This window comes from Streptomyces sp. TLI_105, assembly GCF_900105415.1.
Taxonomy (GTDB): domain Bacteria; phylum Actinomycetota; class Actinomycetes; order Streptomycetales; family Streptomycetaceae; genus Streptomyces.
The window spans coordinates 66773-92636 of sequence record NZ_FNSM01000001.1 but is presented as its reverse complement, the minus strand read 5'-3'; the positions used below and the strand labels follow the sequence as shown (position 1 = coordinate 92636).

The following is a 25864-nucleotide window of genomic DNA, read 5'->3' as shown; positions in this document are numbered from 1 at the left end:
CACCCCGACCAGCCAGCAGGCGGCGGCATGAGGACCCCGCGCGCCCCGTGGAAGCGGATGCGGCTGCTCGGCACAGCCCGCCTGCGCCTCGCCCTGCTCGTGGCGGCGCTACTCGTGGACCCCAACGGCCTGCTCATGGACGAGAAGCCCGAGGATTTCGCGCGGGTCGACACCTCCCGTGCGAAACGCCGCTGACGCCGTGCGTCGCCGTAGAGCCACCTTCGGTTCGAACGCCGGATCGGACACTCATCTGCTGCTCCTCGTCCTGCCGCACCCCTCCGCGGTACTGCCCGCGGTGCACAGGCGGCAGGAAGGGCTATGCGGGAGTGTCCGGCCGGCTCAGGACTGGGTTCCAGGCGAACCACTCAAGGACGTCGGAGCCCAGCTCCCAGGGCGACTCCAGCAGAAGCCGGCCCGCCGCATCGATGTCCGCGGTGATGCGGTCGGGAGCCGGTCCGATGCGTTCCATCAAGTCACCCCACTCGCGAAGGAACTCCTCATCCTCGCCGCGCAGCCGGCGCAGAGCCGCTTCCACGCAGGAAGACCACTGCGGCATACCGTAGTGATCGATGTGAGTGCCGATCTGAGGGGCCCCAGCGAAGACGAGGAAGTCGTCCGGCTCCAGCATCTCCTCGAAGTATGCGAACTGGTCGATCCGCTTCTTCACGTGCTTTTGGATCTCCCCGAGAAAACCCCAGCCGAAGTCCGTGAGCGTTCCTCCGCACCCCGGCCATTCGGTGTCGCGGTCCAGGATCAGCCGCTCCAGCCCGTACAGGCGGTACTGACGCGTCGATCCCAGCACATCGAACGCCTGCCGGGTGAGCCAGGTATTGCGGGCGAACATCACCCCGTCGGGCATCCCCTTGCGCCGGTTGGTCGGCCGAGCGGCGTGCGCGTCCTCGATCGGGCCATTGCGCCACACCGACAGAACCAGTCCGTGAGCAGCAGCCCATCGCAGACCGTCCTCGGCAGCGAACACCCCCATCTCCCCAAGCCTCTGCCGCCCCCAAGCCACCGCTTCCTGAAGATCTGCCTCCACCGACGCTCCTCCCCGCCTTCCCCGACCTTGCCGACCAGCCTCCTCCACGCGGTTCCAGGATTCTGGCGCCTCGCGTGAGGGTCGGCAGATCTTACGTTCCCCCACTGACAACCCGGTCGGCATCACGATGAGGCGCCACACCAACGTGGGCCGACCGGGGACGGAGTCTCGCTCCAGCACCGGCCTCGTGAGACTGAGACCCTGGCACGGGCCGGACCGCTGCCAGTTCCCTGGACCACACCCACATCGTTACGCCTCACATCCGCACACACGCGGGCAAAGATCAGACGGAACAAGAAAGCGGACGTCGATGGCATCGACAACAGGACGCGATGTACGACCCGATCCATGGGCGAGCTACGACTGGGTTGTCTGGTGGATTACGGCCGACGACCCGGAGGCCATGATCAGCGAGCCGTACCACTCCGCGGGAAGGGGGTTCCGGACGGCGCAGGATAGCCGGGAGGTGATGGCTGACTTCGCCGTCGCGCTGGGGTGCGTGTACGAGGGCTGCAAGGACGACGGATCCTTCGGCAGCGACAACGACGCTTGCTACACCTGGTGGATCAAGGTTCCGCAGGCCGAGCACGCCCATCGCAGCCCGCAGGGATGGCCGGTTGCCGTGGAGGAATGCCGGAAGCATCTCGAGCGTACGCTCCACTTCGGTTACCACCATTGGCACGGCCTCGTCGACGAACGACGCACACGGGCGACTGTGACGGGCGAACGAGTACCGGCCCTGCTCTGACAGGCCGGGCCCCGTCTGTGAACCCGGCCCCACGTGCTGAGCCCGGGCTACAGCCACGGCCGCCGCAAGCCGCACCGCCAGCATCGCCCAGAACAACGGGGGGCGGCGCCGCTCCCGCCGGGCCGGCCCCGGAAGCAGCCCCGAGGGACCCGACCACTGGGCGGCGTTCGGGTAGGTCACGGCATGCGGTGAGCCCCGTCCGTTCGTGTCCGAAGGCGTCAGAAAGGCCGGGCGAACCCGTACTTCCGGGCGGTCCGCCCGGCTCGTACCCGCGGTCCCTTCACCTGCAGCCGAGCAACCTGCTCGCTGGCTCAGTAGGCGTTCGCCACGCGCTCGTCGTCCCCGCCGCGGTACGCCATGCGCTGGGCCGCGACGAGTAGAACCAGCAGTTCGCGAGCCGTGAATGTGGCCTGTTTCTCCAGCGCGGGGTCGAACTGCCACTTGTGGTCCTCGCCGGGCACCACGCCGTCGAAGTTCTGGCGCCCGGAGACCGGCCAAGGTGCCTTTTGCGCCGATCTTCGAGATCGGCCGTTCTCGCGGCAGCCCGCGCGGAATGATCGCGAGAGATCTTCAGGGTGTGTCACCGAGAGGCGCCGGGGCGGGGGAGTGGACGAGTGAGTGTGAGCGGTTTTCGGTTCAACCCGCCGCCGAACTGGCCGTTGCATCGAGGCTGGGTCCCCCCGGCCGGCTGGCAGCCCGACCCCTCGTGGCCGCCGCCTCCGCCGGGCTGGCAGCTGTGGCTGGCTGAGTCCCCCGAAGCCGCTCCGGTGACCGGTGCCGTTCCCCACCAGTACGTTCCTCAGCCCGAGGCTCCTGCCGTCCGGAAGAGAGGCTGGTTCGGCCGCCGGCGGCGGGATGAGACAAGTGAGCTCGATGAGCTGAGGGCGTGGATCGCACAGGCCCACGGTGCGGACGCCGCCCAGGTCGCCGGACTGGTGGAGCGCACCCGTCAGGAAGCGGCCGTGTTGCGGGCGCAGGCACAGGCACAGGCCGAAGCGATCGTCGAGGAAGCCCGCCAGGTCGTCAAAGACATCAAGAGCGAAGCCAAGCAGTCCGCCAAAGACGCTGAGAAGGCCCGCAAGGAAGCAGAGCGGCACCGCGGCGAGATCTACCAGGCCGAGAGCCGCCTGACCGAGCTGCGCGCGCAGATCGTCACCGCCGATGAGACCGCCCTGCTGCAGCAGGTCGGAATCTACGCCTACCGTCACCAGCTGCACGACGCAGTCGCGTACCGCAGCCGCCTGGACTCCCTCAAGGCCGAGATCAAAGACCTCGCACGCAACAATCAGGCGGTCCTGGCAGCCACGGACTGGACCGTCAACGGCTCCGCGCGTGAGGGCCGGAAGATGGTCCGCGACTTCTCCAAACTGATGCTCCGCGCCTACAACGCCGAGGCCGACTACGCCGTACGCACCATGCGCCCCCACCGCCTGACCTCACTGGTCGACCGCCTCTACAAGAGCCGGGAGACCATCGCCAGACTCGGCGCCACCATGCACATCCGCATCTCCGACGCCTATCACGATGCCCGCGTCCGCGAACTGCAGCTGACAGCCGACTTCCTGCAGAAGAAGGACGAGGAGAAGGAAGCCCAGCGCGAGACCAGGGCCCGCGAACGCGAGGAGGCAGCCGCTCAGCGCGAGCTCGACCGCGAACGAGACAAGCTGCACAAGGAACTCAACCACTACGAGGCTGCCCTCGAACGCATGCGCGCCCAGGGCGACCACGAGGCGGTACGCGACATGGAGGCCAAACTCGCCGAGATCCAGCAGGCACTCCAAGACGTCGACGCACGGGCGGCGAACGTACGCACCGGCTACGTCTACGTCGTCTCCAACATCGGCGCCTTCGGGGACAGCATCGTCAAGATCGGCATGACCCGACGCCTCGAACCCCTCGACCGCGTCTACGAGCTCAGCGGCGCCGCCGTCCCCTTCCGCTTCGACGTCCACGCCTTGATCTTCAGCAAGGACGCCGTCGGCCTGGAAACCCGCCTCCACCAAGAGTTCGCTGACCGGCGCGTCAACCGCGTCAACAACAGGAAGGAATTCTTCTACGTCACCCCCGCCGAGGTGCGCACCGCACTGCAACGCTTCGCGGGAGAACACTTGGTGGAGTTCACAGAGACCCCGCAAGCGCTCGAGTGGCGCGCCAGCAAGACAGGCTGACGCATCAAGGCACCATCGCCGCCGAATTGAAGGCGAGGTTGATCTCGTAGGCTTCCATGGCGTCGACCTCCTCGTCGGGCCCCATGCCGGCGGCAAGGGGGGTGACCCCGGCGGTGGAGACGTAGTCGAAATCGGCGGCGTCCTCCCACTGCTGTGAGCCGTCCGCCTCGAGTGGGCTGGGCGACAGGTCGAAGGAGATCACGGCCGTTCCCGCGCTGATTCCCGTGACCGCGACGGCATGGTTCTGCCCGCCGGCGACCAGGCCGTTGTTCCCGGCTTCCGTGATCGTGCGATTCTTCACGTAGTCGAGGTCGTCGTGCTCGAGGAGGTAGAACTGAATCTCCGCGACGGAGAATCGGTAGGGGCCTTTCAGCATCCGGGTACTCCAGGTGAGGTCGGGTTCCCGCACTCAGAGGGCGTGCGAGTAGAACAGGTCGCCAGGGGTGATCCGGTGGGTGTCGTAGAACTTGGCGAGCTGCGTTCCGCCCCGCCGGTTGTGATCGGCGGCGATCATCTTGCGGCTCTGAGCCTTCCCGAGGGTCCCCCGCCCTCGGCCGTCGTCGCGAAGGGGTACTCGTCGCATTGCTTCCCTCTCGGCCGGGGCAGGGAAGCGGGGCAGGTCTTGCGCCGGTTCTTCGTGCCCTGGGCGGGAGTGGCGCGGTGCAAGGGCTTGCCGTGGCCAGGCTTGCCATCCAGGGCGCGCTGCGCTTCGTAGACGTGCTTGGCCATCGCTCCCCACCGGGGACTCGTTCGGCTGAGGGCAAAGTCTGGAGCCTCGGAGGGGTGGACGCAGCCATGCTTTCCACCGTTGGTGACCTTCTCGGAGTCACAGCGGACGGTGCGCATGGCCGGAGCCGAGGTCGTCACCGGGATGGCTGGCGGCGAGCGAACGTCATCACCAGCACCGGCCGGTGCTGGTCGATCTTCTTGTCGTCCATGAAAGTGATCTCGATGCGCCCCTTCGCCTGGCCGAAGGTCCGCGTGTGGGTGATCTGGGACTTGCTCGTGGGCGGGAAGTGCACCCCTGCCGTCGGTCGGCTCGGTGCGACGGATTCAGCCTGCGCGTCCGGAGCCCCGGACGCTGCGAGAGCAGTGGCAGCCAGGAGGATCCCAGCATGGACGAAATGGCTGCGGGGCAGTTCTGGGCATCGAGAACCTTGCGGGAGCGGAGCCGGCCAGGCGGATCCACAGGTAGGCCGGAGACGAAACCTTGAATCCTGCGAACCGGCTCTGGGGCGGCGAACCCAGGCAATCTCTCGCACCACTCACACCCGCCCGCTCCACTTCCCGGACACATGACCTGGTTGGCCGTACCGGATCACCCTCGGAGACTGGCCGATCAGATGATCGACCGTCTCTCGCCGTCGCCCACGGGCCTTCCTGGGGGAGAAGAAGCAGCGCCAGGTTGAGCCGAAGAACGGCCGATGGCATCGTCTGAGACCGATGCCGCCCGCACCCGCACGGATGATGCCCGAGACGTTCCACCAACGGGCTCACGCGTCTGCTGCAGGTGGATCCGCAGGGCCGCGCGCAGCGCCGGCAGATCCGCCCGTGCACCCAGGGCACGGAGGAATCCCAGGACGGTCCCGTGATCAGGCCGCCCTGGCGGGACAGGTACCCGGCGAGCTGCTGTACCTGGGCGGTGCCGATCTGGTGGGGCCGGGTGGTGGCCTTGCAGTCGATGAGCAGACCGCCGGTGACGAAGTCGGCGTCCGCGCCGCCGAGGTCGCTGCTGCCGGCGAACACCGGCCCGCACACCCGCTTGGCCGCGGGCAGCCGACGCAGCGGCGCAGACGGTAGTCGATGGTGTGTCCGAGCGCGGCCCAGTCGGGGCGCCGTTCGTCCATCGGCTGCACCGGGTGCGGCAGGTTGCGCACCTGCTGGTGGTAGGCGCCGACCAGCTGCTCGGGGTGGGGGAGGTGCCTGCTCATGAACAGCGCCATTGGTGAGTGTGCGTAGTTCAGCTGCCCGGTCAGCGGCAGAGCCGCAAGCGGGACTCCCTCCGGCGTGTGATCGGCCGTCCTTCGGTCCGGGCGGCGCAGCTGTGCTTCGGCCCATTAGAGTCCGCTGGTGTCCAGCAGGCGGCGTGCTCTGACCGGATTGGTGTCCTGCGCCTCGTCCAGGAGCACGAAGTCCGCCGGCAGCCGCGACCGGGTCAGCGCCCACATCTTGAGGTAGTGATCGTGCTTGAACGGCAGCACCCCGCCGGGGGAGCAGATGTCCTCCCAGGCCCACCGCGCCCGGCGCAGCAGCACCTGCGCCAGATACTGCACCCCGGCATCATCCAGCCCGTTCACCCGCCCCAGATGCCGGGCCGCGACCTGCTCATCGGTACTCCAGCAGAACCGCTGCACCATCTCCATCACCAGCCGGGCCTGCGTCGTCGCCCTGAGCCGCCGCTTGCCCACCGTCAGATCCCGGTCGAACCCGAGTAACTGCGCCGTCCGCTTCAGCGGCATGTGCCGCGTGGTCCTCAGCCGGTCCTGGAACAACCGGCCGACCGCACGGTACGCGAGCGGATGCGACGTACTGCACCGCACATTCGTCCCGAATCGCGCCTTCGCCTCCTCCGCGATCGGCTTGTTGAACGCCACGTACAAACCGCGTCGCCGGGTCGCTGCGCCCATCAGTACGAGCGTCGACGTCTTGCCCGTCCCCGCACCGGCCACCAACGCCAGATCCACCCCCGCCGCGAACGCATCCCGTGCCGCACCCTGCTCAGCCGTCGCCCTCACATCCACCCGTGACGCTGCGGGTGCGACGGCATCCTGAACGGCACCTGGTCTGCCAAGACCGGGGCTGCGGCACCTGCCCTCGCGGCAGAGCCCCGTAAGCCGGTGCTTCTGCTGTCAGAGGCACCGGGTCACGCTGATGGCCGGCGATCGCGGCGACACTGAGGACACAGCGGGCTTCCCCCCGATGCCGTAGCGGTGGGTGGGCATCCTGCAGACGGCACACGGACCGGCGAGGTCGGAGGGGTAGTCCGGCGCGCCGGCAGGAACGGACGCCTGCCGGGCCCTGTTTCGGTCCTGAGGCCCGGGCTGCAGAGGAATCAGACTGGGGATCCCCGCAGCATCGGCGGACGGATCCGCTGCCGTCACGGGACGAGAAGTGAGTTGTCGAGCCGCACGAAGCCCAGTGCGCGGGTCGGGCAGGGTGATGCCCGCGGGCATCAGGGCGTCGGTGTCGCGGACGACGTCACCACGCGGGTCCTGCTCTTGGCGGGCCTGGTAGGAGCAGGACCGGCTGAAGGGAAGCCGTTCGGGCTCCGCGGGATTGTTGTCGTCGACATGACCGGGTGGGGGCTCGGTCAGCTCGTCGCTGGTGGCGTCGTGGTCCTCGGCGGAGACCCCCATGTGCGCGGCACGCGTCCGGCGCCCGGGCTGGACAGGAAGGTACAGCGGCACGTACTCGCCGGCCGCGGTGGTGCCGATGAGCCGGTCCAGATGCATGCCGAGAGCAGGTGTCCACGTGCCGTGCCAGTGGTTGCAGCGCCCATGCCCCCGATCGGGACACGGCACCGGGCTTCGCGAGTCGCACCGAGCCGGCTTCAGCTTTTCACCCCTCCACGGACCAGGAGCGCGTTGCCGCTTCAGCTTTTCACCCCTCCACGGACCAGGAGCGCGTTGCCGCTGGAGAACGCCTTCAGCGGTATCCGGTCGATCCGGGCGATGTCGGTGCGCTTGGCCACCCAGTGGGACGTCGTGTAGGAGAGATGCACCTCGCAGCCGAGCTCGATGCCGTCCTCGCCGTGGACCAGCACATCGGTCCGCCGACGCCCGTCCGGTCCGCGGGCTTCGAGCTCGGCGGTGAACCCCGCCCTCTCGGCTGCTGCGGCGATGCGCTCCTTGAGCGCCTTGTGCCGCGGGCTCTCTGGAGCCGTGGCATGCTGCCGGCCCTGGGAGTGGTGCGCGGCGAGGGGACGCCCCTTCCATAGCCGCAGGAACAGGTACTGCGGGCAGCCCGGGTCAGCTTCCCGGCACTCCACACACTCCCGATCGCCCTTGGCGGTCCTGCCGTAGAGGGACCGCCAGAGCCTCGAATCCTCGGGGACGGTGAGATCTGGCTCGGACAGGTTGATGGAGCCGAGCTCACGGTGGCACACAGTGAGCCACTCCGTCGGGAATCTTGAGGTTCGGGGTCATTTACCCTGCCTCCACCACAGGGGTCGGGGCAGTCCTCGTTTGTCGAGGTACCGCTGGAACGCCGGGGGCGGGCACGGCCGGCAGGGGCCGTCAGCGGGTTCTTGAAGGCTCAGCCGCTCGACGTTGATCGCGAGTGCGGTCAGGACGTGCTGGGCGCGCGTCTTCGCGAGGCCGCGGTAGCGGCACCGGCGTCCGCGGTGGCCGTCCACGAACTCCTCGATGCTGCCCTCGGCCCCCGAGCGCAGCCCGTAGAGCCGGCGCCAGTCGACCATTTCCATAAACTATGAATATAAAAACGCTATGCTTCGAGCATGAGTCGTCAAGACACCGCTCCTGGCGCGTCCGCCGCCATCGGGGCAGCCCTCTACGGCCTGGCCACCAGGGCCGCGAGACGCCTGCCCCGGGACATGAGCCTGACGTCCGCCGCCACCCTGGCCACCCTGGACCGGACCGGCCCGCGGCGCATCACCGATCTGGCCGCGGTCGAGGGCGTCACCCAGCCCGCGATGACCGCCCTGGTCCGGGTGATGGAGGAGTCCGGCCTGATCGAGCGGCGGGGCGACGCTTCCGACAAGCGGGTCACGCTGGTGTGCCTGACCGAGGCCGGCGCCTCCTATGTCCGGACGCGACGCCAGGCGGGCGTCCACGCGTTCGAGCGGTTGATCGGCGAGCTCACCGGCGACGAGGTCGAGGCGCTGGTGGCGGCCCTTCCGGCGCTGAAGCATCTGGCAGAGCTCGAAAGCCAGGACCGCGAAGGGCCGAAGCAGTGACCGGGCAGCCGGTCGGCGGTGTCGCGGTGAAGGCGTTCCCGGTGGCGCGTTCCGAGGCGCGGCTGCTGGTCCCCGCCCTGATGTTCATCGCTCTGGTCGTGGCGGCGGTCGCCAGCCTCGGGACGCCGCTCATCACCAGGGCGGCGACCTCGTTCCACGTCTCGCTCGGCAGCGCGCAGTGGACGCTGACCGTCGCGCTGCTCAGCGGCGCCGTCGCCACGCCGGTCCTGGGCCGACTCGGAGCCGGCCCGCACCGGAGGGCCACGATCCTCGCCACGCTGGCGGTCGTCGTCGCCGGCAGCGCGCTCACCGTGCTGCCGCTGCCGTTCGCGTGGCTGCTCGTGGGCAGGGCGGCCCAGGGCGTCGGACTCGGGCTGACGGCGCTGATGATGGGCGTGGCCCGGGACCACCTCCCCGAGGAGCGCAGCGCGGCCGTGATCGCCCTGATCTCGGTGGTCTCGATCATCGGGGCCGGCGTCGGCTATCCGCTGGCCGCACTGCTCGCCGAGCTCGGCGGGGTACGGGCCGCCTACGGCCTCGGCCTGGTCGTCACCGCCGCCGCCCTCCTGACCGCGTGGCGCTCCGTGCCCGAAGCCCCCGAAGGCCGCTCCGCCCACGTGGACGTGGCAGGCGCGGTCGTCCTGGCCGCCGCACTGCTCCTGGTGCTGTTCCTCGCCGGCGAACGGAATCTGTGGAGCCGGCACCTCGCCGTGGCGGCGGGCCTCGCCGTCGTCGCGGTGGTGCTGCTCTGCGTCTGGGCCGTCATCGAGCTGCGCAGCACGACGCCCCTGGTCGATGTGCGGGCGGTGCGGCACCCGGCGGTCGCCGGGGCGAACCTCGCCATGTTCGTCGGCGGGATCGGCATGTACCTCCTGCTCACGCTCATCACCCGGTACGCGCAGACGCCGCACGGCACCGGCTACGGCTTCGGGCTGACGACCTTCGTGGCCGGGCTGGTCCTCATCCCGTTCTCGGCGCTGGGGTTCGTCGCCGGCAAGCTCACGCCGCGGGTCCGGACGCGGATCGCCGACCCCCTGCTCCTGGCCGGCAGCGCCGTCGTGGTCGGCGGCGGGTTCGCCCTGTTCGCGGCGGCCCGGTCGGACCTGGCCGAACTGTTCGCGGCGATGGGCGTGCTCGGCTTCGGCGTCGGCGGCTTCTCGGCCGCGATGCCCGGCGTCATCCTGGCCGTCACCCCCAAGAGCGAGACGTCGAGCGCCATGAGCTTCAACTACGTCGTCCGCAGCGTCGGGTACTCCCTGGGCAGCGCCATCGGCGGCCTGATCCTCGCCGCGGGCACCGGCCCCGGCCACCTCTTCCCCGACGACGGCGCCTACACCACCGCGGCGCTGGTCGGCATCGGCGCCATGGCGATCACGACGCTGACAAGCCTCGCTCTCGCCCGCCGACGCTCGTCCGGGACCAACCCGTAAGTCAGATGCACTCATCCCCACACTGGAGGTTCCATGCCCAAGGGCTACTGGGTCAGCGCCTACCGCACCATTTCAGACCCTGAGAAGGTGGCTGCTTACGACAAGCTGGCCGGTCCGGCCGTCAAGGCCGGGGGCGGTCGGCTCCTCGCCGCCCTTGGCAGTCGAGTCGTGGCGCATGACGCCGGAATCGCCGAGCGCACCATCCTGATCGAGTTCGACAGCTTCGAGCAGGCCGTCGCGGCGCACGAGAGTGCGGCCTACCAGGAGGCGCTGGCCGCCCTCTCCGACGGCGTCGAGCGCGACTTCCGCATCGTCGAAGGCGTCGACTGACCGAGGTCCAGTCGGATCTTCCCTGAAGGACTCTGTCGGGAATCCTGAGTACGGGCAGTCAACGATCGTGACGTTGCGTCGGGCTCTCCGGGAACATGATGCCCCTGTTCCCAGGGAGCCCGATATGTTCCTCCAGCTCCAGCTCCAGCTCCAGCTCCAGCTCCAGCTCCAGCTCCAGCTCCAGCTCCAGCTCCAGCTCCAGCTCCAGCTCCAGCCCCATCCCCATCCCCATCCCCATCCCCATCCCCATCCCCAGCCCGGATCGGAGATCCCGCCGCTGACCGCGCGGGTCCCCCGCGCCAGCACCCCCCATGGCACTACCGCGATGTGGATCCGCGACCGCCTCGACGGCCTGTGGAACGACGAGGACTTCACCGCCTGGTAGCCGCGCGATGGCCGCCCCGGGCTCTCCCCCGCCCAGCTCGCCACGGTCTGCGTGCTGCAGTACGTGCTGAACCTGTCGGACCGCCAGGCAGCCGAGGCGGTGCGGTGCCGCATCGACTTCAAGTACGCCCTCGGCCTGGAGCTGGAAGACCCCGGCTTCCACCACAGCTTCCTGTCCGACTTCCGCGACCGGCTCGCCGAGGGCGACCGCGCCGACCGGCTGCTGGGCCTCGCGCCCACCCGGATCCGGCGGGCCGGCTTGCTCAATGGCCGCGGCACCCAGCGCACCGACTCCACCCACATCCTGTCCGCCGGACGGGAGCTGACCCGCCTGGAGCTGGTGACCGAGGCGGTCCGCGCCGTCTTGGAGGCCATGGCCCACCACGCGCCGGAGGTGCTGGACGAGCTGGTTACCGCCGAGTGGGCGGAGCGCCATGGGCGGCCGGTGCGCCTGTGTTCCCGGCCCAGCCATCCCGTCGCCCGGCTCGCCCAGGCGGGCGCCGACGCTCGCGAACTGCTCGGGCACCTCCATGTCCGCTTCCCCGGCAGCGCCCTCCCGGCGCAGGCCGAGGTGCTCCGGCAGATCCTGGTGCAGCACTTCCTGGTCGACAGGCGGGGCAGATTCCGGCCGCGCACCGAGCGCGATGGCCGGCCGCCGTCGCGGGTGCGGATCGAGTCGCCGCATGAGACCGAGGCCCGCTGGACGCGGCGCGGCGACACCCGCTGGACCGGCTACCTCCAGGTCAAGAACCGCGCCGACCAGCAGGATCCGGACTGGCGCCGGCTCTACGGGTTGCGCTCGGGGGCCGAGGGCGCCCGGCGCGGCGCCCCGGACGCTCTGCAGGTCGCCGACCGGTTCCCTCTGTGACAGGGCCTGGGCCGGGCCGTGGAGACCTGCGTCGCCGTCCACCGCGACTGCCTGCGCAACCCGACGCCCGGCGGCATGCTGCCGCAGGACACCCAGCCGGCTTCCAGCCGGCTGCAGAACGACGCGGCGCCTGCAGGCCGGCGGACCGAGCGTAAGAGGGCCGCACACGCCCCGGTCCATGAGATGCTCGCTCAGGGCCACTCACGCCGGGCGATCACCCGGCACCTGGGCCCGGGCCTCAATACCGTGCTGCGGTACGCGAGCGCCGCCCGCCGGCAGGACACCCTTCGCGAGAACCAGCCCCGGACCAGCAGACCCGACCCCTACAAGCCCTACCTGGAACGGCGATTCGTCGAGGGATGCACCAGCGTCACCCACTTCCACAGCGAACTGATTGCCGACAACGTGCCCGTCACCTACGGCATGGTCCGCGCCCACATCGCCACCCTCCGCGGGGCTCCGTCCGCCGCACCGCCACGGCCGCCGACGGTACGGCAGGTGACCGGCTGGCTCACCCGCCACCCCGCGACCCTGAGCGAAGAAGACCGGGCCGGCCTGAAGGAGATCCTGGCCCGCTGCCCCGAACTGGAGACGGCTGCCGGACACGTCCGCGACTTCGGCGAGACCCTCACCGACCGCCTCGGCCCCACGCTCCCCGCCTGGATCGACGCAGTCGACGCCAACCAGCTACCCGGCCTCACCGGCTTTGCCCTCCACCTGCACCGAGACCTCGACGCCGTGACAGCCGGGCTCACTCTCGACTGGAGCTCGGGCAGCGTCGAGGGCGCCGTCAACCGCATCAAGAAGATCAAGAGACAGCTCTACGGCCGAGTCGGATGCGAACTACTCCGCAAGATGATCCTGCTCCAGTAGTGCATCGCCCGGGTGTCGGCTCGCCACTCGCCGCGTCCCAGCCCCTTGAGATCAGAGTTCGGTCGTCCAGATTCCGACAGGATGGTCACTCGGAGGCAGCCACAACTGAGGCTGTGACTCGCGATGCCTCTCGTCAGCCTGCTCATCCCCGTGGAAACGGCCCTCGGCATCAGGCCACGCGACTTGCAGCGCGGGGAGAGGCGGCCGCCGGTAGAACCCGATGGCCTGCCCGAAGAAAGTCCGGTACCAGACGCGATCAACCTGCCTGAGCGTGACTCGATGACCGTCGACAACATCAGGATGGCTCTGGCCCTCCGTCAGCGCTTCGCCCGCGGCGGACTTCTCTCCGAGCGTGTTGAGCATGCGGTGCATGGCGTGGACATCGAGCCATCGGGATTTGAACCCCTCTCAATCGAACGGCGCCATCACGCTCCGCGATGTCTCCCCAAGATCTGCGCCAGAACCCGTAACTCACCAACAAGGCCACAGGCGCGAGCGGCGGCACAAGACACCGCCTCACGCCATACCCGCGACTTGCTTCACACCCCTGCCTCGACACGTAGCGGGGTGTTGCCGAACGACAAGAGGCCCCTGGAACACCGGGGCCTTGCCGGGACGGCGCCGGTCAGGGCAGGAAGTTCTTCTGCCACTGGAGCGAGTCCGTGCTCAGCGCGGCATCTGCGAGGGCCTTCGCCGACGGCGTCTTCAGCGAGGCGAGGCTGGTGTCGATCCAGTTCCGGGCGAGGCTGTAGCCCTGCTCGCGGTACTCCACCGCCTGCCCCAGGTGTTCCAGCTTGTCCGCGTCACGGGCGACGATCACCTCCAGCGTCTCGTCGGCCTCGTGTGATCGCCTCGGCAGGACAAATCGCTTGAAGGGAAATAGGTTCGGGCATCATGAGGCGGGCCGATGCGGGCGCCGCAGCCTCCGAGCGCTTCGACGAGGTACGACATGGCCCAAGCCGACACTCATGACGCCACCGGAGCGGGGCCGGCGGCGCCGACCGCGAAACTCACCCTGCTGACGCTCACCGCGATGGTCGTCGGCTCCATGGTGGGGGCCGGCGTGTTCTCACTCCCACGGCGTTTCGCGCAGGAGACCGGTGTCGCGGGCGCGCTGATCGCCTGGTCGGTGGCGGGTCTGGGCATGCTGATGCTCGCCTTCGTCTTCCAGGCGCTCGCTGTGCGCCGGCCGGACCTGGACGCGGGCGTCTACGCGTACGCCAAGGCGGGCTTCGGGGAGTACCTGGGCTTCTTCTCCGCCTTCGGGTACTGGGCGAGCGCGTGCGTCGGCAACGTGACGTACTGGGTGCTCATCATGTCGACGATCGGCGCGATCGCGCCCGCACTCGGTGACGGGGACACGGCACTCGCGATCATCCTGTCGTCCGCCGGACTGTGGGGTTTCTTCCTGCTCATCCGAAGAGGCGTGAAGGAGGCGACGGCGATCAACAGGATCGTGACCGTCGCCAAACTCGTCCCCATCATCGTCTTCGTCATCCTGGCGCTGTTCTACTTCAAGCCGTCGGTGTTCGCGGACAACTTCGGCGGCGCGGACTATGCCGGCTCTCTCTTCAACCAGGTCCGCGGCACGATGCTGGCCACCGTGTTCGTCTTCCTCGGTGTGGAGGGAGCCAGCGTCTATTCCCGGCACGCCAAGCGCCGGGAAGACGTGGGGCGGGCGACCCTGCTCGGATTCCTCAGCGTCTTCGCGATCTTCGCCTCGGTCACCATCGTGTCGTACGGAATCCTGCCCATGAGCGAGATCGCCGAGCTCCGCCAGCCCTCCATGGCTGGCGTCCTGGAGGCGGCGGTCGGTACCTGGGGCAAGGTCTTCGTCAGCGTCGGCCTCATCATCTCCGTGCTGGGCGCCTATCTGGCCTGGACCCTGATGGCGGCGGAGGTCCTGTTCGTCGCCGCCAGGGATGAGGACATGCCGCGCTTCCTCGGCCGGTCGAGCGGTGACGACGTTCCGGTCCCCGCCCTGCTGATGACGACCTCCCTCAGCCAGATCGTCCTGATCGTGACGGCCTTCTCCGATGACGCGTTCAACTTCGCCCTCGACCTGACCAGCTCCCTGAGCCTGATCCCGTTCCTGCTGGCCGCGGCCTTCGCCGTGAAGATCGCCGTGCGGCCCCAGCAGGAGAAAGTGGCGGGACGAAGCACTCGGCGGGAGCTCGTCGTCGCCGTCCTCGCGACCCTCTACACGGCGTTCCTGCTCTATGCGGCCGGGCTCAAGTTCGTCCTTGTCTCCTTCATCCTCTACGCCCCGGCCACCTTCCTGTTCGTCAAGGGTCGCAGGGAACAGGACCGGCGCCTGTTCTCCCCGAAGGAGGCCGTCATCTGTGCCGTCTCCGTCGCCGGGGCCGTCGTCGGCATCGTCGCTCTGGCCGCCGGCTGGATCGAACTGTGATCCGCCGGGCCCTCGCCCGCCCCTGACCCCGGGCCTCTCGAACCCGCCGCTCCACCGGAAAGGCTGCTCATGACCCTCCCCGAGAACGGTGCCGGTACCGGTGCCGCGAAGCCCGCCCTCGGTGTTCACTCCGAGGTCGGACGGCTGCGCAAGGTGCTCGTCTGCTCCCCGGGACTCGCCCACCGCCGGCTCACCCCGACCAACTCCGACGATCTGCTCTTCGACGACGTCATGTGGGTGGAGAACGCCCAGCGCGACCATGCCGACTTCGTCAACAAGCTCACCCAGAGGGGCGTCGACGTCGTCGAACTGCACAACCTCCTCGCAGAGACCATGGCCATCCCCGAGGCAAGGGAATGGCTCCTCGACCGGAAGATCGTCCCCAACGAGGTCGGGCTCGGCCTGGTCGACGACACCCGGGCCTACCTGGAATCCCTCGCCCCGCGCAGCCTCGCCGAGTTCCTCATCGGCGGCCTGTCCACCGCCGACCTGCCGGAGGACTTCCGCTCCGGATACGTGGCGCTCGCCAGGGAGGGCGTCGGCGCACGGGAGTACCTGATGCCCCCGCTGCCCAACACCCTCTACACCCGCGACACCACCTGCTGGCTGTACGGGGGAGTCACGCTCAATCCGCTGTACTGGCCCGCCCGGCACGGCGAGACCCTCCTGATGAAGGCGGTCTACACCTTCCACCCGGACTACAAGGGCGCCACCGTGTGGTGGGGCGACCCCGAACAGGGCTGGGGCCAGGCCACCTTCGAGGGCGGCGACATCATGCCCGTCGGCAACGGCGTCGTCCTCATGGGTATGAGCGAGCGCACCTCCCGTCAGGCCATCACCCAGGTCGCCCGAGCCCTCTTCGACCACGGTGCGGCCGAGCACGTCATCGTCGCCGGCATGCCGAAGCTCCGCTCCGCCATGCACCTGGACACCGTCTTCACCTTCGCGGACCGCGACGTCGTCACCCTTTACCCGAAGATCATGGACGCGGTGCACACCTTCTCCCTACGCCCTTCCGACAAGGCGCCGGGCGTCGAGATCACCGACGAGGGCAGCGCTGCGTTCGTGGACGTGGTGGCCAAGGCCCTCGGCCTGCCCCAGCTGCGGGTGATCGGGACGGGCGGTGACGTCTACGCCTCGGAGCGGCAGCAGTGGGACAGCGGCAACAACGCCGTCGCCCTGGAGCCGGGCGTCGTCTTCACGTACGACCGCAACACCCAGACGAACACGCTGCTGCGCAAGGCGGGCGTCGAGGTCGTCACGATCGTCGGTGCCGAGCTGGGGCGCGGCCGCGGCGGCGGCCACTGCATGACCTGCCCCCTGGTCCGCGACCCGGTCGCGTTCTGACGTACACGAAGCGGCCGGCTCCCGCCGGACTCCGAGGGGAGCCGACGCCGGCCTCCCTTCCAGGGAGCCGGCCGGCGGGACCCGGCCGCTTCGTCAAGTCAGGCGGCGGCTTCGGGGCCGGCCAGCTGCTCCGCGAGCTCCCGCTCGCCCTGCTCGGAGAGCGAGGTCTTGAGCACCTCTCCGCCGAAGGACCCCATCGCGGCGGCGAACCGGTCCTCCGTGACCTTCGTGGCCATGATCACGACGGCGGCCGAGCCGGGCCGGAGCAGCTCCCGGACCTTCTCGCGGAACTTGCTGTCGACCCCCATCTGCTGGAGCTTGCCGATCAGGCCTCCGACGGCCGCACCCACGACGCCGATCCCAGGGGTGAGGACGAGGATGCCGAAGACCATGCCCCACAAGGCGCCGGCGGTCGCCGACATGGCGATGCCCTCGGTCCTGGCCGGTGTGTCCACATGGGTCTTGCCGTCCTCGTCGACCGATACGACGGCGAGTCCGGACAGTTCGACCACGTGGTCCTTGCTGAGCCGCTGCACCTCGGCGAACGCCTTGTCGGCGACGGCGCGGTCCTCGTAGCCGAGGATGATGAGTTCGGACATGCGGATCTCCTTGTGTGGGGATGTCAGTACCGCTGGGCCTTGGCCAATCTCGCCGTGAGGACGGGCTCGGGCGGCTGCCGGCTGATGACCAGGGGTTGTCTGCGCCGGCCGGGAGCGAGATCCTCCTCGCCGACGAACTGGGTTTCGACGACCTTGCCCGCCGAATCGACGAAGTCGACCTGGACGGCGTACGAGGCGGTGCTCTGCGTCTTGTTGGTGATGGTGACGACAGCGGTCGTGACGCCGCCGGTGTCCGCTCGGGGTTTGCCGGTCAGCGCCACCTCGTCCAGGGCGTTACCGCGGCCCTGCACATCCTTCAGCGCGTCCTGCGCCTTGCGGCGTGAGCGTTCGATCTCGGCCCCGATCGACGCCTTGCGCGACGCCTCCCTGGCGGACGCGGACGCGGCGGCCGACGAGGCGGACGCCCGGGCGGATTCGACGGCCTCGGAGGCTGAGGAGGCGAGTGCCGAGGGTGGCATTCCGCTGAAGGAGTCGGTGAGGGGCGGAGTCGGACGTTCGCTGAAACTCGGTCCGCTCGTGTCGCCGTCGGAGCCGCAGGCGACGACGCTCGCCGCGCCGAAGGCGACGAGGACGACGGCGGCGGCTGCGCTCATGGCGCGAGAACGGGCCGGACGGCTGAGCCGCTCGGGTGAGGGATTCACGATCGCGTCTTCTCGGTAGAGGGTGCCACGGGCAGTCGTGCCGGGGCAGGTCGTCTCGGGACCGGGCCCTTCAGGGGTCGGTCAGTACCGCAGCACTCCGGCGATGTGCCCTTGCCCGGCCAGTGCGTCGTCGGGTACGAAGCGGATCTCGGCCCCCCTCTCCAGAGCTTGCTCGACGATCTCGTCGACCATGTCGTCCCGCGCTCCGGGCTGGTCGGCGTCCGCGGGTTCCAGGTGGCCTCCCTCTTCCCGTACGACTGTCCGGTAGTGCTCCTCGACGGCCAGCAACCGCACCCGTCCCTCCTGCACGGCCTGCCACACCTCGTCGAGTCCGCCCGCGAACTCCCGTCGGCCGCGTGCCGCTTCCAGCTCGGCGGCGACCGTGGCCGTCGAGTCCGCCTCACGCGCGGCACGAACCGGCTCCACGGCCTCGGAGACCGCACCGGCCGGCCCGTCGGCGAGCCCTCCGTGCTCGATGGTCACAGCACCCGGACCCAGCGGGCCGAGCTCCTCCAGGAGCGCGAGCGCGGCGGCCGACCCGATCACGTACAGGGGGCGGGGCGCGCGGGCGAGGACGGCACGCAGCTTGTCGTGCGCCTCGCGCAGGAACCGGCGGGTGGCCTCGTCCTGGAACGTGCTGGGCAGGTCTCCGACGCGTTGCTTGCGTTCGGCGTCCGGGGCCTCAAGGCTCCGCGTGTGCGGGAATCCGTCCTCGGAGTACTCGGTGACCCGCTCAAGGGCGCCGTCCCACAGCGAGACCCGGTCGGCGGCCACCGCGAGCGCCCAGTACGGCTGTTCGGCGGCGTGCGCCGCGACGAGGTTGCGGGTGAGGAAGGTGTCGGCGAGCACGACGCGTTCGGGTACGGAGCGACCGACCGACCACACGTGGTGCTCGCCCTGAGCCACGAAGATCACCAGACCGTCCTGCGTGTGGGCCGGATCGACCTCGGCGACGGCTCGCCCCAGCCGGTCGAGGATCTCTCCGCGCCGCTCGCGCGGCACGTCGGGGTCGTTGTCCAGTGCCTTCTCCGCCTGGGCCACGAGGTTGCGCAGACGCACAGGGTCCTGCGCGTTCTCAGGCTCGCGTCGGTGGGTCGGCATGAGCAGGGAGAGGGCGGGATAGGGCCGGGGCCGGCGCAGTTCGGCGAGCTGGTCCGAAGTGAGCAGGGGATCCATCGAATGCCATCCTGGTGGTGAGAACGAGCAGGGCAGGTGCGAGACGGACACGGGCAACCCGGGAAAGTGGTGCGTGGCTCGGTGGGGTCGGGCCGCGCTATTGCGGTCCGGCGAGCTGTTCGGCGAGTTCTCTCTCGTCCTCGTCGCTGAGCGAGGTCTTGAGGACGGTGCCGCCGTGCTGTTGCATCGCCGCCGTGAACTTGTCGTCGGTGACCTTGGAAGCCATGATCACGACCGCGGCGGATCCGGGCCTCAGCAGATTCCCCACCTGCTGACGGAACCGGTCGTCGATGCCGGACCTGCTCAGCCTGCCCACGAGGCCACCGACCGCGGCTCCGGTCAGGAGACCGAGCCCGGGGACGAGGAACAGCATGCCGAAGATCGCGCCCCACACGGCTCCTGTGGCCGCGGTGGAGCCCACGACGCGGCTGTCGGAGTCGACGTGGGTCCGTCCGTCCTCATCGACCTCGACGACCGCGAGACCGTTGAGGTGCACGACGTAGTCCCGTTGGAGTTCCCGCACCGTGTCGAACGCTCTGTCTGCCACGTCGGCGTCGTCGTATCCGATGACGATGAGCTCGCCCACTTCCGCCTCCTCGGTCCGAGGCCCCTCCCGACGGTCCGCTACTGAGCGATTCCGCCCGAAAGGGCACACATGGATGAGCTTTACCTGATATTCGGGAGGGCGCGACTCGATCCCGGGGGGCCTCGCTCACGCCGGACGGGTGAGCCCACCGGGCCGGAAGGAGCCGGGGAACGCTGTGGGAGATGTCGGCCAGCCCATGTCGGTACGGATGCGTTCGGTCAGGCCGCCGACCATGCCTTCGGACAGGCACGCGTCCGTCGACCTCCAGCGGATACCCCACCGGTGGGCCCACGGCCTGCCCGGCGTGACGTACTGCCGCGACGTCGCCGACATCCACGTCGCCCTGGTCGCCCCGCAGGCCGGCTCCGCCCCCGAAGGACAACACGCACCCCGGCCGCGCCCACGTCGTGCAGGGCGGGAGCGCCCACCCGACGCAGGCGCTGCTCATGACCGACGCCGAAGCCGATCACCCGGTCCGATACCTGTCGGCATCGGACCGGCGGTCTCCCCCTGGCGGTGAAGCACTGATCTCCCGCGGGGACAGGGCCTTCGTGCCCGCGCCCGAGGTCAGCCGCGGGCCCGGAACGACGAGGGCGGAGTCCCGCGCCTTGTCGGGTGCCGTTGCGCACGCTGCCCGTCTCGTCGGGTGCCGCCGGGTCTGCCCTGGGACAATTGAGCGTGGGGAGTGGACCGAGCGTCTTCTCCCCGTTCCGTCGTGATCGCCGGCGCACGCGGTCCCGCCGTCGGGGGTCCCTGCACAGACAGGACGAGCCGTGTCCACTGCAGCATTTGACGCGGGGGTCGTGGCGTCGCTGGTCGAGGATGCCGTGAGGACGCCCTCCATGCACGATGCGCAGCCCTGGAGGTTCGTGCACCGCAGCGGCGGCCGTTCCCTGGCCCTGTACGGCGATCCCGAGCGCACGCTGCCCCTCGCCGATCCGGATCACCGCGCGCTGCACCTGGGCTGCAGGGCTGCGCTGTTCAACCTGCGCGTGGCCGCCGCCCACCACGGCCGGGATGCCGACGCCCGGCTGCTGTCGGACCCCGACGACCCGTGGCACCCGGCGGATGCGCTCCTGCGGCAGAGCGAGAGCGTGGACCGCGGTCTCGCGGACCTCTGTCCCGCCGCACGGCGGCGGCACACCAGCCGTTTCCCCTTCTCCGAGGAGCAGATTCCCGAGCCCGTACTCGACGGGCTTGGCGCGGCCGTGCTGCTGGAAGGTTGCCGGCTGATCACACCTGGCGTCTGGCACACCGACGCCGTCATGGAACTCGTGCACGACGCCGAAATGCTTGAGGCCGCCGGCGAGGCCGTGCGCGCGGAGACCGCCGTGTGGACGCGCGCCGGCAGGACCGGGGAAGGCCCCGCCACCGAGGGGATCCCCGCAGAGGCACTTGGTCCACGGCAGTACGGCGCGAGCGCCCCCGCACGGGACTTCGACGCTCGGCGAGGGGTGCCGGACCGCGATGTGGCCGTCTTCGAGGAACATCCCCAGATCGCGCTGCTGGGAACTGTGGAGGACGCCCCGGCGGACTGGCTGCGAGCGGGTCAGGCGAGGGAGCGCGTGCTCGTGCAGGCCACCGTCGACGGCCTCGCCACCTCTCTGAGGTCTCCGCCCCTTGAACGGCCCGAGCTCCGGTCGTCCGCACGTGATCCGAGTGTCGCGATCGGCTTCATCCACATGGTGTTCCGTCTGGGCTACGGCCCCCCAGGTCAGGCGACACCCCGCAGGCCGGTGGCCGACGTCCTGACCTTCGAGCGACCGGGCCGACGCCTTACCGTGCAGCCCGCTCGGTGGCTCCCCGCCCGGATCGGTGCCGACTTCCCTGAGCAGCGGAAAGGACTGAGCAGAGCCCGTGGAATCGAGCATTGACTACAAGGCGTTGTTCATGGCCACGCCCAGTCCGTATCTGGTGCTGGATCCAGGTCTGGTGATCGTCGACGTCAACGAGGCGTACCTGCAGGCCACCGGGTGGAGCCGACAGGGCCTGGTCGGCCAGTACGTGTTCGACGCCTTCCCGGACAATCCGGCGGATGCGAACGCCGACGGGGTGCGGAACCTGAACGCCTCGCTGCGCCGGGTCCTGCAGTCGAGTCAGCCGGACACGATGGCGGTGCAGAAGTACGACATCCCTGTGCCGTCCCGGCCCGGAGCGTTCGAGGAGCGGTGGTGGTCGCCGATCAACACCCCCGTCCTCGGGCCGGACGGGCAGGTGGCGTGGATCATCCACCGGGTGGAGGACGTGACCGAGTTCGTCCGCTCCCGCCCGCCCGGCCCTGCAGGAGGGCCTCTGGGCCGGCGGGAGGCGATGGAGGCCGAGCTGTACGGGCGGGCGCGGGAGCTGCAGAGGCTGAACGAGGAACTGCGGCAGGCGCACGCCCGGGAACGCCAGGTCGCCCTCACGCTGCAGGAAGCGATGCTGCACTCGCCCGACCTGGAGCGGCATCCGGATATCGCGGTGCGTTACGTGCCCGCGGTCGGGTCGCTGAACGTGTGCGGCGACTGGTACGACGTCGTCGACCTGCCCGACGGCGCTTTCGCTGTCGCCGTCGGCGACGTCGTGGGCCACGGCCTGGAAGCCGCCACCGTCATGGGCATGCTCCGCAGCGCGCTGAGCGCCGCCGTCAGAGCCCTGCACGAACCGGCCAGGTCGCTGGAGGTGCTCGGCCTGTACGCCCGGTCCGTCGAAGGGGCACTCGCCACCACCGCCGTCCAGGCCGTCATCGACACCAGCCGCCGGCAGATCGCGTACAGCAGCGCCGGCCACCCGCCACCCGTCCTGCTGCACCCCGACGGAACCTGCGACCTGCTGGACCAGGCCACCGACCCGCCTCTCGGCGCGCGCCCCGACCACGTCCCGCGCCCGCAAGCCGCCGTGCCCTACACCCCGGGCGACCACCTCGTGCTGTACACGGACGGCCTCATCGAACGCCGCGACCAGGACATCGACGTCGGCCTGCGGCAGCTCACCGATGCCCTGGCCCGCCATGCCGGCCTGAGCCCCGACCGCCTCGCGGACGTCGTGCTCGCCCGCCTCGGCGTCGCCGGCGGCGCCCGCGACGACATCGCCCTCATCACGGTCCGCCTCTGACAGCGAGGCGGCGAGATCAGTCCCTCGCGTCCTGGTGCAGCCGCGACCGAAGCAGAGACACCACCCCACGGTCGTCTGCCCTTCGGGCGAAGCGTTCGAGCAGAACCTCCGCACGCTCCGACGCGATCGGGATCGCGGTGAGCGACCGCAGCCCTCAACTGCCGACCCGGCGCGAGCCCGACTTCGCCGACGGCGGCGGATTCGTCTGGAACATCGTCCTCCGTCTGACCAGCAGCGTGACCGCCACCCCCGACCTCACCGGCGGGAGGACCATCAGCGCCTTCATCCCCACGGAGGTGCGTCCAGCGGCCGCTGATCGCGACGACACAAGACCGGGCCCGGGGCTCGATCTACGCCGGGTTCCATGCCGACGCGGCGCCGACTCGGGTAACCCGGACGGCGTGAGGGCGTTGAACCTTGCATGACCACGACGACGATGCGGCTTGCTCCCATCGGCGCACAGCGAACCGGAAGCGAAACGGTTCGTCGCCCCGACCTGGAGCCGATCTTCACCGAACTCGCCCGGCAGTGGCAGACGGCCGGCCGCCTCGTCCCTGGCCAGCCGGATCAGGAATGGATGACCCTCACCCTTTCCTATCCATGGCCTGGTCGCTGACCACGCGGTGCGGGCACAGCCAACCGCGCCCTCAGAGGAGTCAGCGCCGGACGCCGCTGGCACCGTCTCGCGGCCTGGCGGAGCGGGAACGAGGGTCTGCGGCCCCGGTGCCGGGCGGGTACCGGGGCCGTCGGCGGTAGGAGTCCCGTGGGGCTGTTCCAACCCGTGCACGCGTCACCGCCACCAACGCGCTGCGGCGCGGGAAGGCCCCGGGCCACGTCAACCTGCCTCTGCTGCGTTCCCCCATGGCCCTGGCGGCCATGGCTGCGGTGGGTCAGAGCCGGACGATGACGAGAGCGGTGTCGTCGGTGGCGCCTTGAACACCACCCCTGCACAGGACAAAGCCCTGGTCCTGACGGGGAGGCCAGGGCTGCCGGTCAGGGCCGAAGAAGGGGAGCCGCCGAGCCGTTTGAGGCGGCCCTGACGCCAGAGCGCGGAATCGGAGGCCGCGGACCGCGCCGGCCCGACGTGGGGCGTCCAGACCGGCGCATGTGTCACAGAACCAACGCCTCACCCACGTACAAGGACACGCTCCGCGTCAACGCGAAGCGCCTTTTCTCTCCTGCGGGGATGCTGCTCATACAGCCGCTGCCGATCCCCTGACCGCCGGCCTGGTCCCGGACGCGACAGGCATGGACGTCTTCAACACCGCGTGCAGGGCGGCCGGAGAGCAGCGGGCCGTGTTCGTCGCCGTCGAACTCCAGGGCCCGCGGTGGACGGTGAAGGCCGACGTGCTCGCGCACCGCGGCATGCCGTCGCCTCCTTGGTGGACGACGTCGTCCGTGAAGCCGTCAGCCGCCCGGTCCGTTCCCGGCGGATCCCCCGGACTCCTTCGCCGACGCGGTCTGCTTCGTGCTGTACGACGTGGACGGCGAGCCCCGGACCCGCGAACCGGCCGCCGCCCTGCTCGCCGTCCTTTGAGGCGATCCCGGATCTCTGGTCTGCGCCGCGCCTCTCGCACCCTGACGGTCGTCTGTCCCTGGGGCATGAGGCGTTTCCTGTGGTGACAGGGGGTGCGGGCGTGTACCGTCCGCGTTAGCTGTCGTGGTTCGGATCTTCCCCTTGCCCACGTTCCAGGCGTGGGCTTTTTGCTGTGCTGTGCCGCAGGGACCAGGGCGATCACCTCCGCCTTCCGCATGGTGCGGGAGGCGTTCATCGACTGGAAGGCATGAGACATGGCTACGGGAACTGTGAAGTGGTTCAACGCGGAGAAGGGCTTCGGCTTCATCGCCCAGGACGGCGGCGGCCCGGACGTCTTCGCCCACTACTCGGCGATCAACTCCTCGGGCTTCCGTGAGCTCCAGGAGGGCCAGAGCGTGACGTTCGACGTCACCCAGGGCCAGAAGGGTCCCCAGGCGGAGAACATCACCCTCGCCTGACCCGCCTCGCCGGCGGAACCGGGGCCGTGACCTGGACAACGGAATCGGCCCCTTCACTCACCTGTACGGACTGGGCTCCCTACCGGCCCGTACCGGAATGGGGCGCGCGGGACAGGCCCCGGTCCCCGTGGGGCTTGGGTTCTATTGGTCGTCGCAACACCGCTCTTCCTCGCGAACCCGGTGCCGGGGCAGGGAGTTGAGCTGTTCGAAGATGCTGTCTTTCTCCCGGGGGCCGAACGGTCTCGGGCAGAGCGAACAGCCGGCGCCCGGTCCGGTCCGCGAAGGGATCGGGAGTTACACCGAACGATTTACAGTCCCCCTGCGGCACCTGGGCCGCCGCTCTGGTCGCCACCGCCGCTCTGGTCGCCACCGCCGCCCTGGTCGTGGTCCTGCGATGACCCGGCCCTGCCACACCCCCTGCCACGCGCCCGGCTGAAGGTTCCAGTGGCGGCCTGGCGGCCTGGCGGCCTGGCGGTGGGCGACGGCCTCGGGCCTGGTCCCGCCGGCCGATGCCGGACCGTGGCAGTGGTCCCGCAGGGTCGTCGAGACCGTGGACGCCGAAGCGGTCTGGTCGGCGCTGTGCGGCCCGGTCGGCGCGTCCTGGGCGGCAGACTGCCTGAACGAGGTGCTGGGTCACCCGCTGCCGTGCTGCCGCCCGGTGACCCCCTGCGGCGGTCGGCTACCTTGCCCGCGCCGGCCTGCTGACCACCTCGCCGCAGACCCCGACTTCCCCGACGTCCATCTCGACCAGGCGCGGCCCTGGCACGCCACCGGGGCCTGCCCGACTTCCTCGCCACTCTCACTACCTGATGCACCGTCGGGACTGCCATGGACCGTGACGTCCTGCGCGCCGAGTGCCGCCTTGAGACCCGGGTCGCGACGGGGGAGCGGACCCCGAAGGCGTTGCCCGCTTCATCCGCAGAGACTGCTCGCACGGACGCCCCGGATCGTTGTCAGTGCCGCCTGCCATCCTTCCGTGATGATCAACGAGCACGAGAAGCTGCTGGCCGGCTGGACGGCGTGGACTGGGCAGGCATGACGCACGCCTACGGTTCGGCGCAGGACGTCCCCGGGCAGATACGTGCCCTGTGCGGAAGTGACGAGGAAGCGCGGGAACAGGCATTCCGCAGCCTGTTCTGCAACATCTTCCACCAGGGCACCCGGTACCAGGCCTCTCCGTTCGCCGTGCCGTTCCTCGCGCGCATTGCGATCGCCGGGCCTCCGGCCGCCCGCGCGGACAC

Annotated in this window: 26 protein-coding genes and 3 pseudogenes; 15 read left to right on the top strand and 14 right to left on the bottom strand. The window is 69.9% G+C overall.

The features are described 5' to 3' along the window. Window positions 1-27: 27 nt before the first annotated feature. The gene (locus BLW86_RS41775) at window positions 28-195 is read left to right on the top strand and encodes a hypothetical protein (RefSeq protein ID WP_177181504.1); all 168 of its coding nucleotides are present in this window, start codon (window positions 28-30) and stop codon (window positions 193-195) included. A 121-nt stretch (window positions 196-316) separates the two neighbouring features. Here BLW86_RS41775 and BLW86_RS00455 read toward each other — a convergent pair whose 3' ends face one another. Beyond that, window positions 317-1039, bottom strand: coding sequence for a hypothetical protein (locus tag BLW86_RS00455; RefSeq protein WP_256341132.1), 723 nt, complete (start codon window positions 1037-1039; stop codon window positions 317-319). Window positions 1040-1508: 469 nt separating this feature from the next. On the opposite strand from BLW86_RS00455, the gene BLW86_RS42735 reads away from it, so the two are divergent. Further along, window positions 1509-1787: a hypothetical protein gene (locus tag BLW86_RS42735; protein ID WP_256341131.1), complete on the top strand. Its 279-nt coding sequence runs from the start codon at window positions 1509-1511 to the stop codon at window positions 1785-1787. 311 nt (window positions 1788-2098) lie between these two features. Here BLW86_RS42735 and BLW86_RS41770 read toward each other — a convergent pair whose 3' ends face one another. Continuing rightward, window positions 2099-2251: a hypothetical protein gene (locus tag BLW86_RS41770; RefSeq protein WP_177181503.1), complete on the bottom strand. Its 153-nt coding sequence runs from the start codon at window positions 2249-2251 to the stop codon at window positions 2099-2101. A gap of 150 nt (window positions 2252-2401) precedes the next feature. On the opposite strand from BLW86_RS41770, the gene BLW86_RS00445 reads away from it, so the two are divergent. After that, window positions 2402-3955: an SNIPE associated domain-containing protein gene (locus BLW86_RS00445; RefSeq protein WP_093872157.1), complete on the top strand. Its 1554-nt coding sequence runs from the start codon at window positions 2402-2404 to the stop codon at window positions 3953-3955. A gap of 4 nt (window positions 3956-3959) precedes the next feature. Here the strand turns inward: BLW86_RS00445 and BLW86_RS00440 are convergent, their stop codons facing one another. From BLW86_RS00440 to BLW86_RS00415, 6 genes are all read right to left on the bottom strand, one after another. Further along, window positions 3960-4331, bottom strand: a complete 372-nt coding sequence (locus BLW86_RS00440) for a hypothetical protein (RefSeq protein WP_093872156.1) — start codon at window positions 4329-4331, stop codon at window positions 3960-3962. 487 nt (window positions 4332-4818) lie between these two features. Then, window positions 4819-4977 (bottom strand): hypothetical protein, encoded by a 159-nt coding sequence (locus BLW86_RS41765; RefSeq protein ID WP_177181501.1) that lies wholly within the window; start codon window positions 4975-4977, stop codon window positions 4819-4821. 1035 nt (window positions 4978-6012) lie between these two features. Next, the gene (locus BLW86_RS42730) at window positions 6013-6639 is read right to left on the bottom strand and encodes an AAA family ATPase (RefSeq protein ID WP_256341130.1); all 627 of its coding nucleotides are present in this window, start codon (window positions 6637-6639) and stop codon (window positions 6013-6015) included. 165 nt (window positions 6640-6804) lie between these two features. Next, window positions 6805-7407 carry a hypothetical protein gene (locus BLW86_RS00425; protein ID WP_093872154.1) on the bottom strand — a complete coding sequence of 201 codons (603 nt, stop codon included), beginning with the start codon at window positions 7405-7407 and terminating at the stop codon, window positions 6805-6807. A gap of 140 nt (window positions 7408-7547) precedes the next feature. Beyond that, window positions 7548-8060 (bottom strand): competence protein CoiA family protein, encoded by a 513-nt coding sequence (locus BLW86_RS00420; RefSeq protein WP_093872153.1) that lies wholly within the window; start codon window positions 8058-8060, stop codon window positions 7548-7550. Window positions 8061-8096: 36 nt separating this feature from the next. Then, on the bottom strand, window positions 8097-8378 hold the full coding sequence (locus BLW86_RS00415; RefSeq protein WP_093872152.1) for a transposase: 282 nt from the start codon (window positions 8376-8378) through the stop codon (window positions 8097-8099). A 129-nt stretch (window positions 8379-8507) separates the two neighbouring features. Between BLW86_RS00415 and BLW86_RS00410 the strand changes: the two genes are divergently transcribed. The 6 genes and pseudogenes from BLW86_RS00410 to BLW86_RS40670 all read left to right on the top strand — a co-directional run bounded on the left by BLW86_RS00410 (window position 8508) and on the right by BLW86_RS40670 (window position 12755). Beyond that, a complete protein-coding gene (locus BLW86_RS00410; RefSeq protein ID WP_093872151.1) occupies window positions 8508-8870 on the top strand; it encodes a MarR family winged helix-turn-helix transcriptional regulator in 363 nt (120 codons plus the stop codon). Next, on the top strand, window positions 8867-10300 hold the full coding sequence (locus tag BLW86_RS00405) for an MFS transporter (RefSeq protein ID WP_093872150.1): 1434 nt from the start codon (window positions 8867-8869) through the stop codon (window positions 10298-10300). Before BLW86_RS00410 ends, BLW86_RS00405 begins: the two co-directional genes overlap by 4 nt. Window positions 10301-10333: 33 nt before the next feature. After that, window positions 10334-10630: a DUF1330 domain-containing protein gene (locus BLW86_RS00400; RefSeq protein WP_093872149.1), complete on the top strand. Its 297-nt coding sequence runs from the start codon at window positions 10334-10336 to the stop codon at window positions 10628-10630. Window positions 10631-10754: 124 nt separating this feature from the next. Beyond that, window positions 10755-11015: a hypothetical protein gene (locus tag BLW86_RS41760; RefSeq protein WP_177181500.1), complete on the top strand. Its 261-nt coding sequence runs from the start codon at window positions 10755-10757 to the stop codon at window positions 11013-11015. A gap of 21 nt (window positions 11016-11036) precedes the next feature. Continuing rightward, a pseudogene (locus BLW86_RS42725) lies at window positions 11037-11882 on the top strand (transposase); the annotation flags it as partial. 18 nt (window positions 11883-11900) lie between these two features. Continuing rightward, complete coding sequence (locus BLW86_RS40670) at window positions 11901-12755, top strand: transposase (protein WP_256341128.1); 855 nt, start codon at window positions 11901-11903, stop codon at window positions 12753-12755. Window positions 12756-12806: 51 nt separating this feature from the next. On the opposite strand, the pseudogene BLW86_RS00385 reads toward BLW86_RS40670, so the two are convergent. Both BLW86_RS00385 and BLW86_RS00380 read right to left on the bottom strand, forming a co-directional pair. After that, a pseudogene (locus tag BLW86_RS00385) lies at window positions 12807-13130 on the bottom strand (DUF4262 domain-containing protein); the annotation flags it as partial. A gap of 250 nt (window positions 13131-13380) precedes the next feature. After that, window positions 13381-13599: pseudogene (locus tag BLW86_RS00380) on the bottom strand (HAD family hydrolase); the annotation flags it as partial. Between the two features lie 105 nt (window positions 13600-13704). Here BLW86_RS00380 and BLW86_RS00375 point away from each other — a divergent pair. Further along, entirely contained in the window at window positions 13705-15165 is a 1461-nt protein-coding gene (locus BLW86_RS00375; RefSeq protein ID WP_093872146.1) for a basic amino acid/polyamine antiporter, read from the top strand. Window positions 15166-15234: 69 nt separating this feature from the next. Then, on the top strand, window positions 15235-16512 hold the full coding sequence (locus BLW86_RS00370; RefSeq protein ID WP_093872145.1) for an arginine deiminase: 1278 nt from the start codon (window positions 15235-15237) through the stop codon (window positions 16510-16512). Window positions 16513-16610: 98 nt separating this feature from the next. Here the strand turns inward: BLW86_RS00370 and BLW86_RS00365 are convergent, their stop codons facing one another. From BLW86_RS00365 to BLW86_RS00350, 4 genes are all read right to left on the bottom strand, one after another. Next, the gene (locus BLW86_RS00365) at window positions 16611-17111 is read right to left on the bottom strand and encodes a DUF1269 domain-containing protein (protein ID WP_093872144.1); all 501 of its coding nucleotides are present in this window, start codon (window positions 17109-17111) and stop codon (window positions 16611-16613) included. Between the two features lie 23 nt (window positions 17112-17134). Continuing rightward, on the bottom strand, window positions 17135-17725 hold the full coding sequence (locus tag BLW86_RS00360; RefSeq protein ID WP_093872143.1) for a hypothetical protein: 591 nt from the start codon (window positions 17723-17725) through the stop codon (window positions 17135-17137). Window positions 17726-17854: 129 nt separating this feature from the next. Further along, the gene (locus BLW86_RS00355) at window positions 17855-18949 is read right to left on the bottom strand and encodes a baeRF3 domain-containing protein (protein WP_093872142.1); all 1095 of its coding nucleotides are present in this window, start codon (window positions 18947-18949) and stop codon (window positions 17855-17857) included. 97 nt (window positions 18950-19046) lie between these two features. Continuing rightward, window positions 19047-19535 (bottom strand): DUF1269 domain-containing protein, encoded by a 489-nt coding sequence (locus BLW86_RS00350; RefSeq protein WP_093872141.1) that lies wholly within the window; start codon window positions 19533-19535, stop codon window positions 19047-19049. A 773-nt stretch (window positions 19536-20308) separates the two neighbouring features. On the opposite strand from BLW86_RS00350, the gene BLW86_RS00340 reads away from it, so the two are divergent. The 4 genes from BLW86_RS00340 to BLW86_RS00325 all read left to right on the top strand — a co-directional run bounded on the left by BLW86_RS00340 (window position 20309) and on the right by BLW86_RS00325 (window position 24623). Continuing rightward, on the top strand, window positions 20309-21409 hold the full coding sequence (locus BLW86_RS00340) for an Acg family FMN-binding oxidoreductase (protein ID WP_256341127.1): 1101 nt from the start codon (window positions 20309-20311) through the stop codon (window positions 21407-21409). Then, window positions 21393-22628, top strand: coding sequence for a SpoIIE family protein phosphatase (locus BLW86_RS00335; protein ID WP_093872139.1), 1236 nt, complete (start codon window positions 21393-21395; stop codon window positions 22626-22628). Before BLW86_RS00340 ends, BLW86_RS00335 begins: the two co-directional genes overlap by 17 nt. A 421-nt stretch (window positions 22629-23049) precedes the next feature. Then, a complete protein-coding gene (locus BLW86_RS41400; RefSeq protein ID WP_143060189.1) occupies window positions 23050-23244 on the top strand; it encodes a hypothetical protein in 195 nt (64 codons plus the stop codon). 1175 nt (window positions 23245-24419) lie between these two features. Continuing rightward, on the top strand, window positions 24420-24623 hold the full coding sequence (locus BLW86_RS00325) for a cold-shock protein (protein WP_093872137.1): 204 nt from the start codon (window positions 24420-24422) through the stop codon (window positions 24621-24623). Window positions 24624-25864: the final 1241 nt, after the last annotated feature.

Excerpts from the sequence above, each read along its gene's own strand:
- BLW86_RS41775 (WP_177181504.1), top strand. The coding sequence starts at position 28 with ATGAGGACCCCGCGCGCCCCGTGGAAGCGGATGCGGCTGCTCGGCACA.
- BLW86_RS42735 (WP_256341131.1), top strand. The coding sequence starts at position 1,509 with ATGGCTGACTTCGCCGTCGCGCTGGGGTGCGTGTACGAGGGCTGCAAG.
- BLW86_RS00440 (WP_093872156.1), bottom strand. The coding sequence starts at position 4,331 with ATGCTGAAAGGCCCCTACCGATTCTCCGTCGCGGAGATTCAGTTCTAC.
- BLW86_RS00425 (WP_093872154.1), bottom strand. The coding sequence starts at position 7,407 with ATGCATCTGGACCGGCTCATCGGCACCACCGCGGCCGGCGAGTACGTG.
- BLW86_RS00415 (WP_093872152.1), bottom strand. The coding sequence starts at position 8,378 with ATGGAAATGGTCGACTGGCGCCGGCTCTACGGGCTGCGCTCGGGGGCC.
- BLW86_RS00410 (WP_093872151.1), top strand. The coding sequence starts at position 8,508 with ATGAGCCTGACGTCCGCCGCCACCCTGGCCACCCTGGACCGGACCGGC.
- BLW86_RS00400 (WP_093872149.1), top strand. The coding sequence starts at position 10,334 with ATGCCCAAGGGCTACTGGGTCAGCGCCTACCGCACCATTTCAGACCCT.
- BLW86_RS41760 (WP_177181500.1), top strand. The coding sequence starts at position 10,755 with ATGTTCCTCCAGCTCCAGCTCCAGCTCCAGCTCCAGCTCCAGCTCCAG.
- BLW86_RS00375 (WP_093872146.1), top strand. The coding sequence starts at position 13,705 with ATGGCCCAAGCCGACACTCATGACGCCACCGGAGCGGGGCCGGCGGCG.
- BLW86_RS00370 (WP_093872145.1), top strand. The coding sequence starts at position 15,235 with ATGACCCTCCCCGAGAACGGTGCCGGTACCGGTGCCGCGAAGCCCGCC.
- BLW86_RS00365 (WP_093872144.1), bottom strand. The coding sequence starts at position 17,111 with ATGTCCGAACTCATCATCCTCGGCTACGAGGACCGCGCCGTCGCCGAC.
- BLW86_RS00360 (WP_093872143.1), bottom strand. The coding sequence starts at position 17,725 with ATGAGCGCAGCCGCCGCCGTCGTCCTCGTCGCCTTCGGCGCGGCGAGC.
- BLW86_RS00355 (WP_093872142.1), bottom strand. The coding sequence starts at position 18,949 with ATGGATCCCCTGCTCACTTCGGACCAGCTCGCCGAACTGCGCCGGCCC.
- BLW86_RS41400 (WP_143060189.1), top strand. The coding sequence starts at position 23,050 with ATGACCACGACGACGATGCGGCTTGCTCCCATCGGCGCACAGCGAACC.
- BLW86_RS00325 (WP_093872137.1), top strand. The coding sequence starts at position 24,420 with ATGGCTACGGGAACTGTGAAGTGGTTCAACGCGGAGAAGGGCTTCGGC.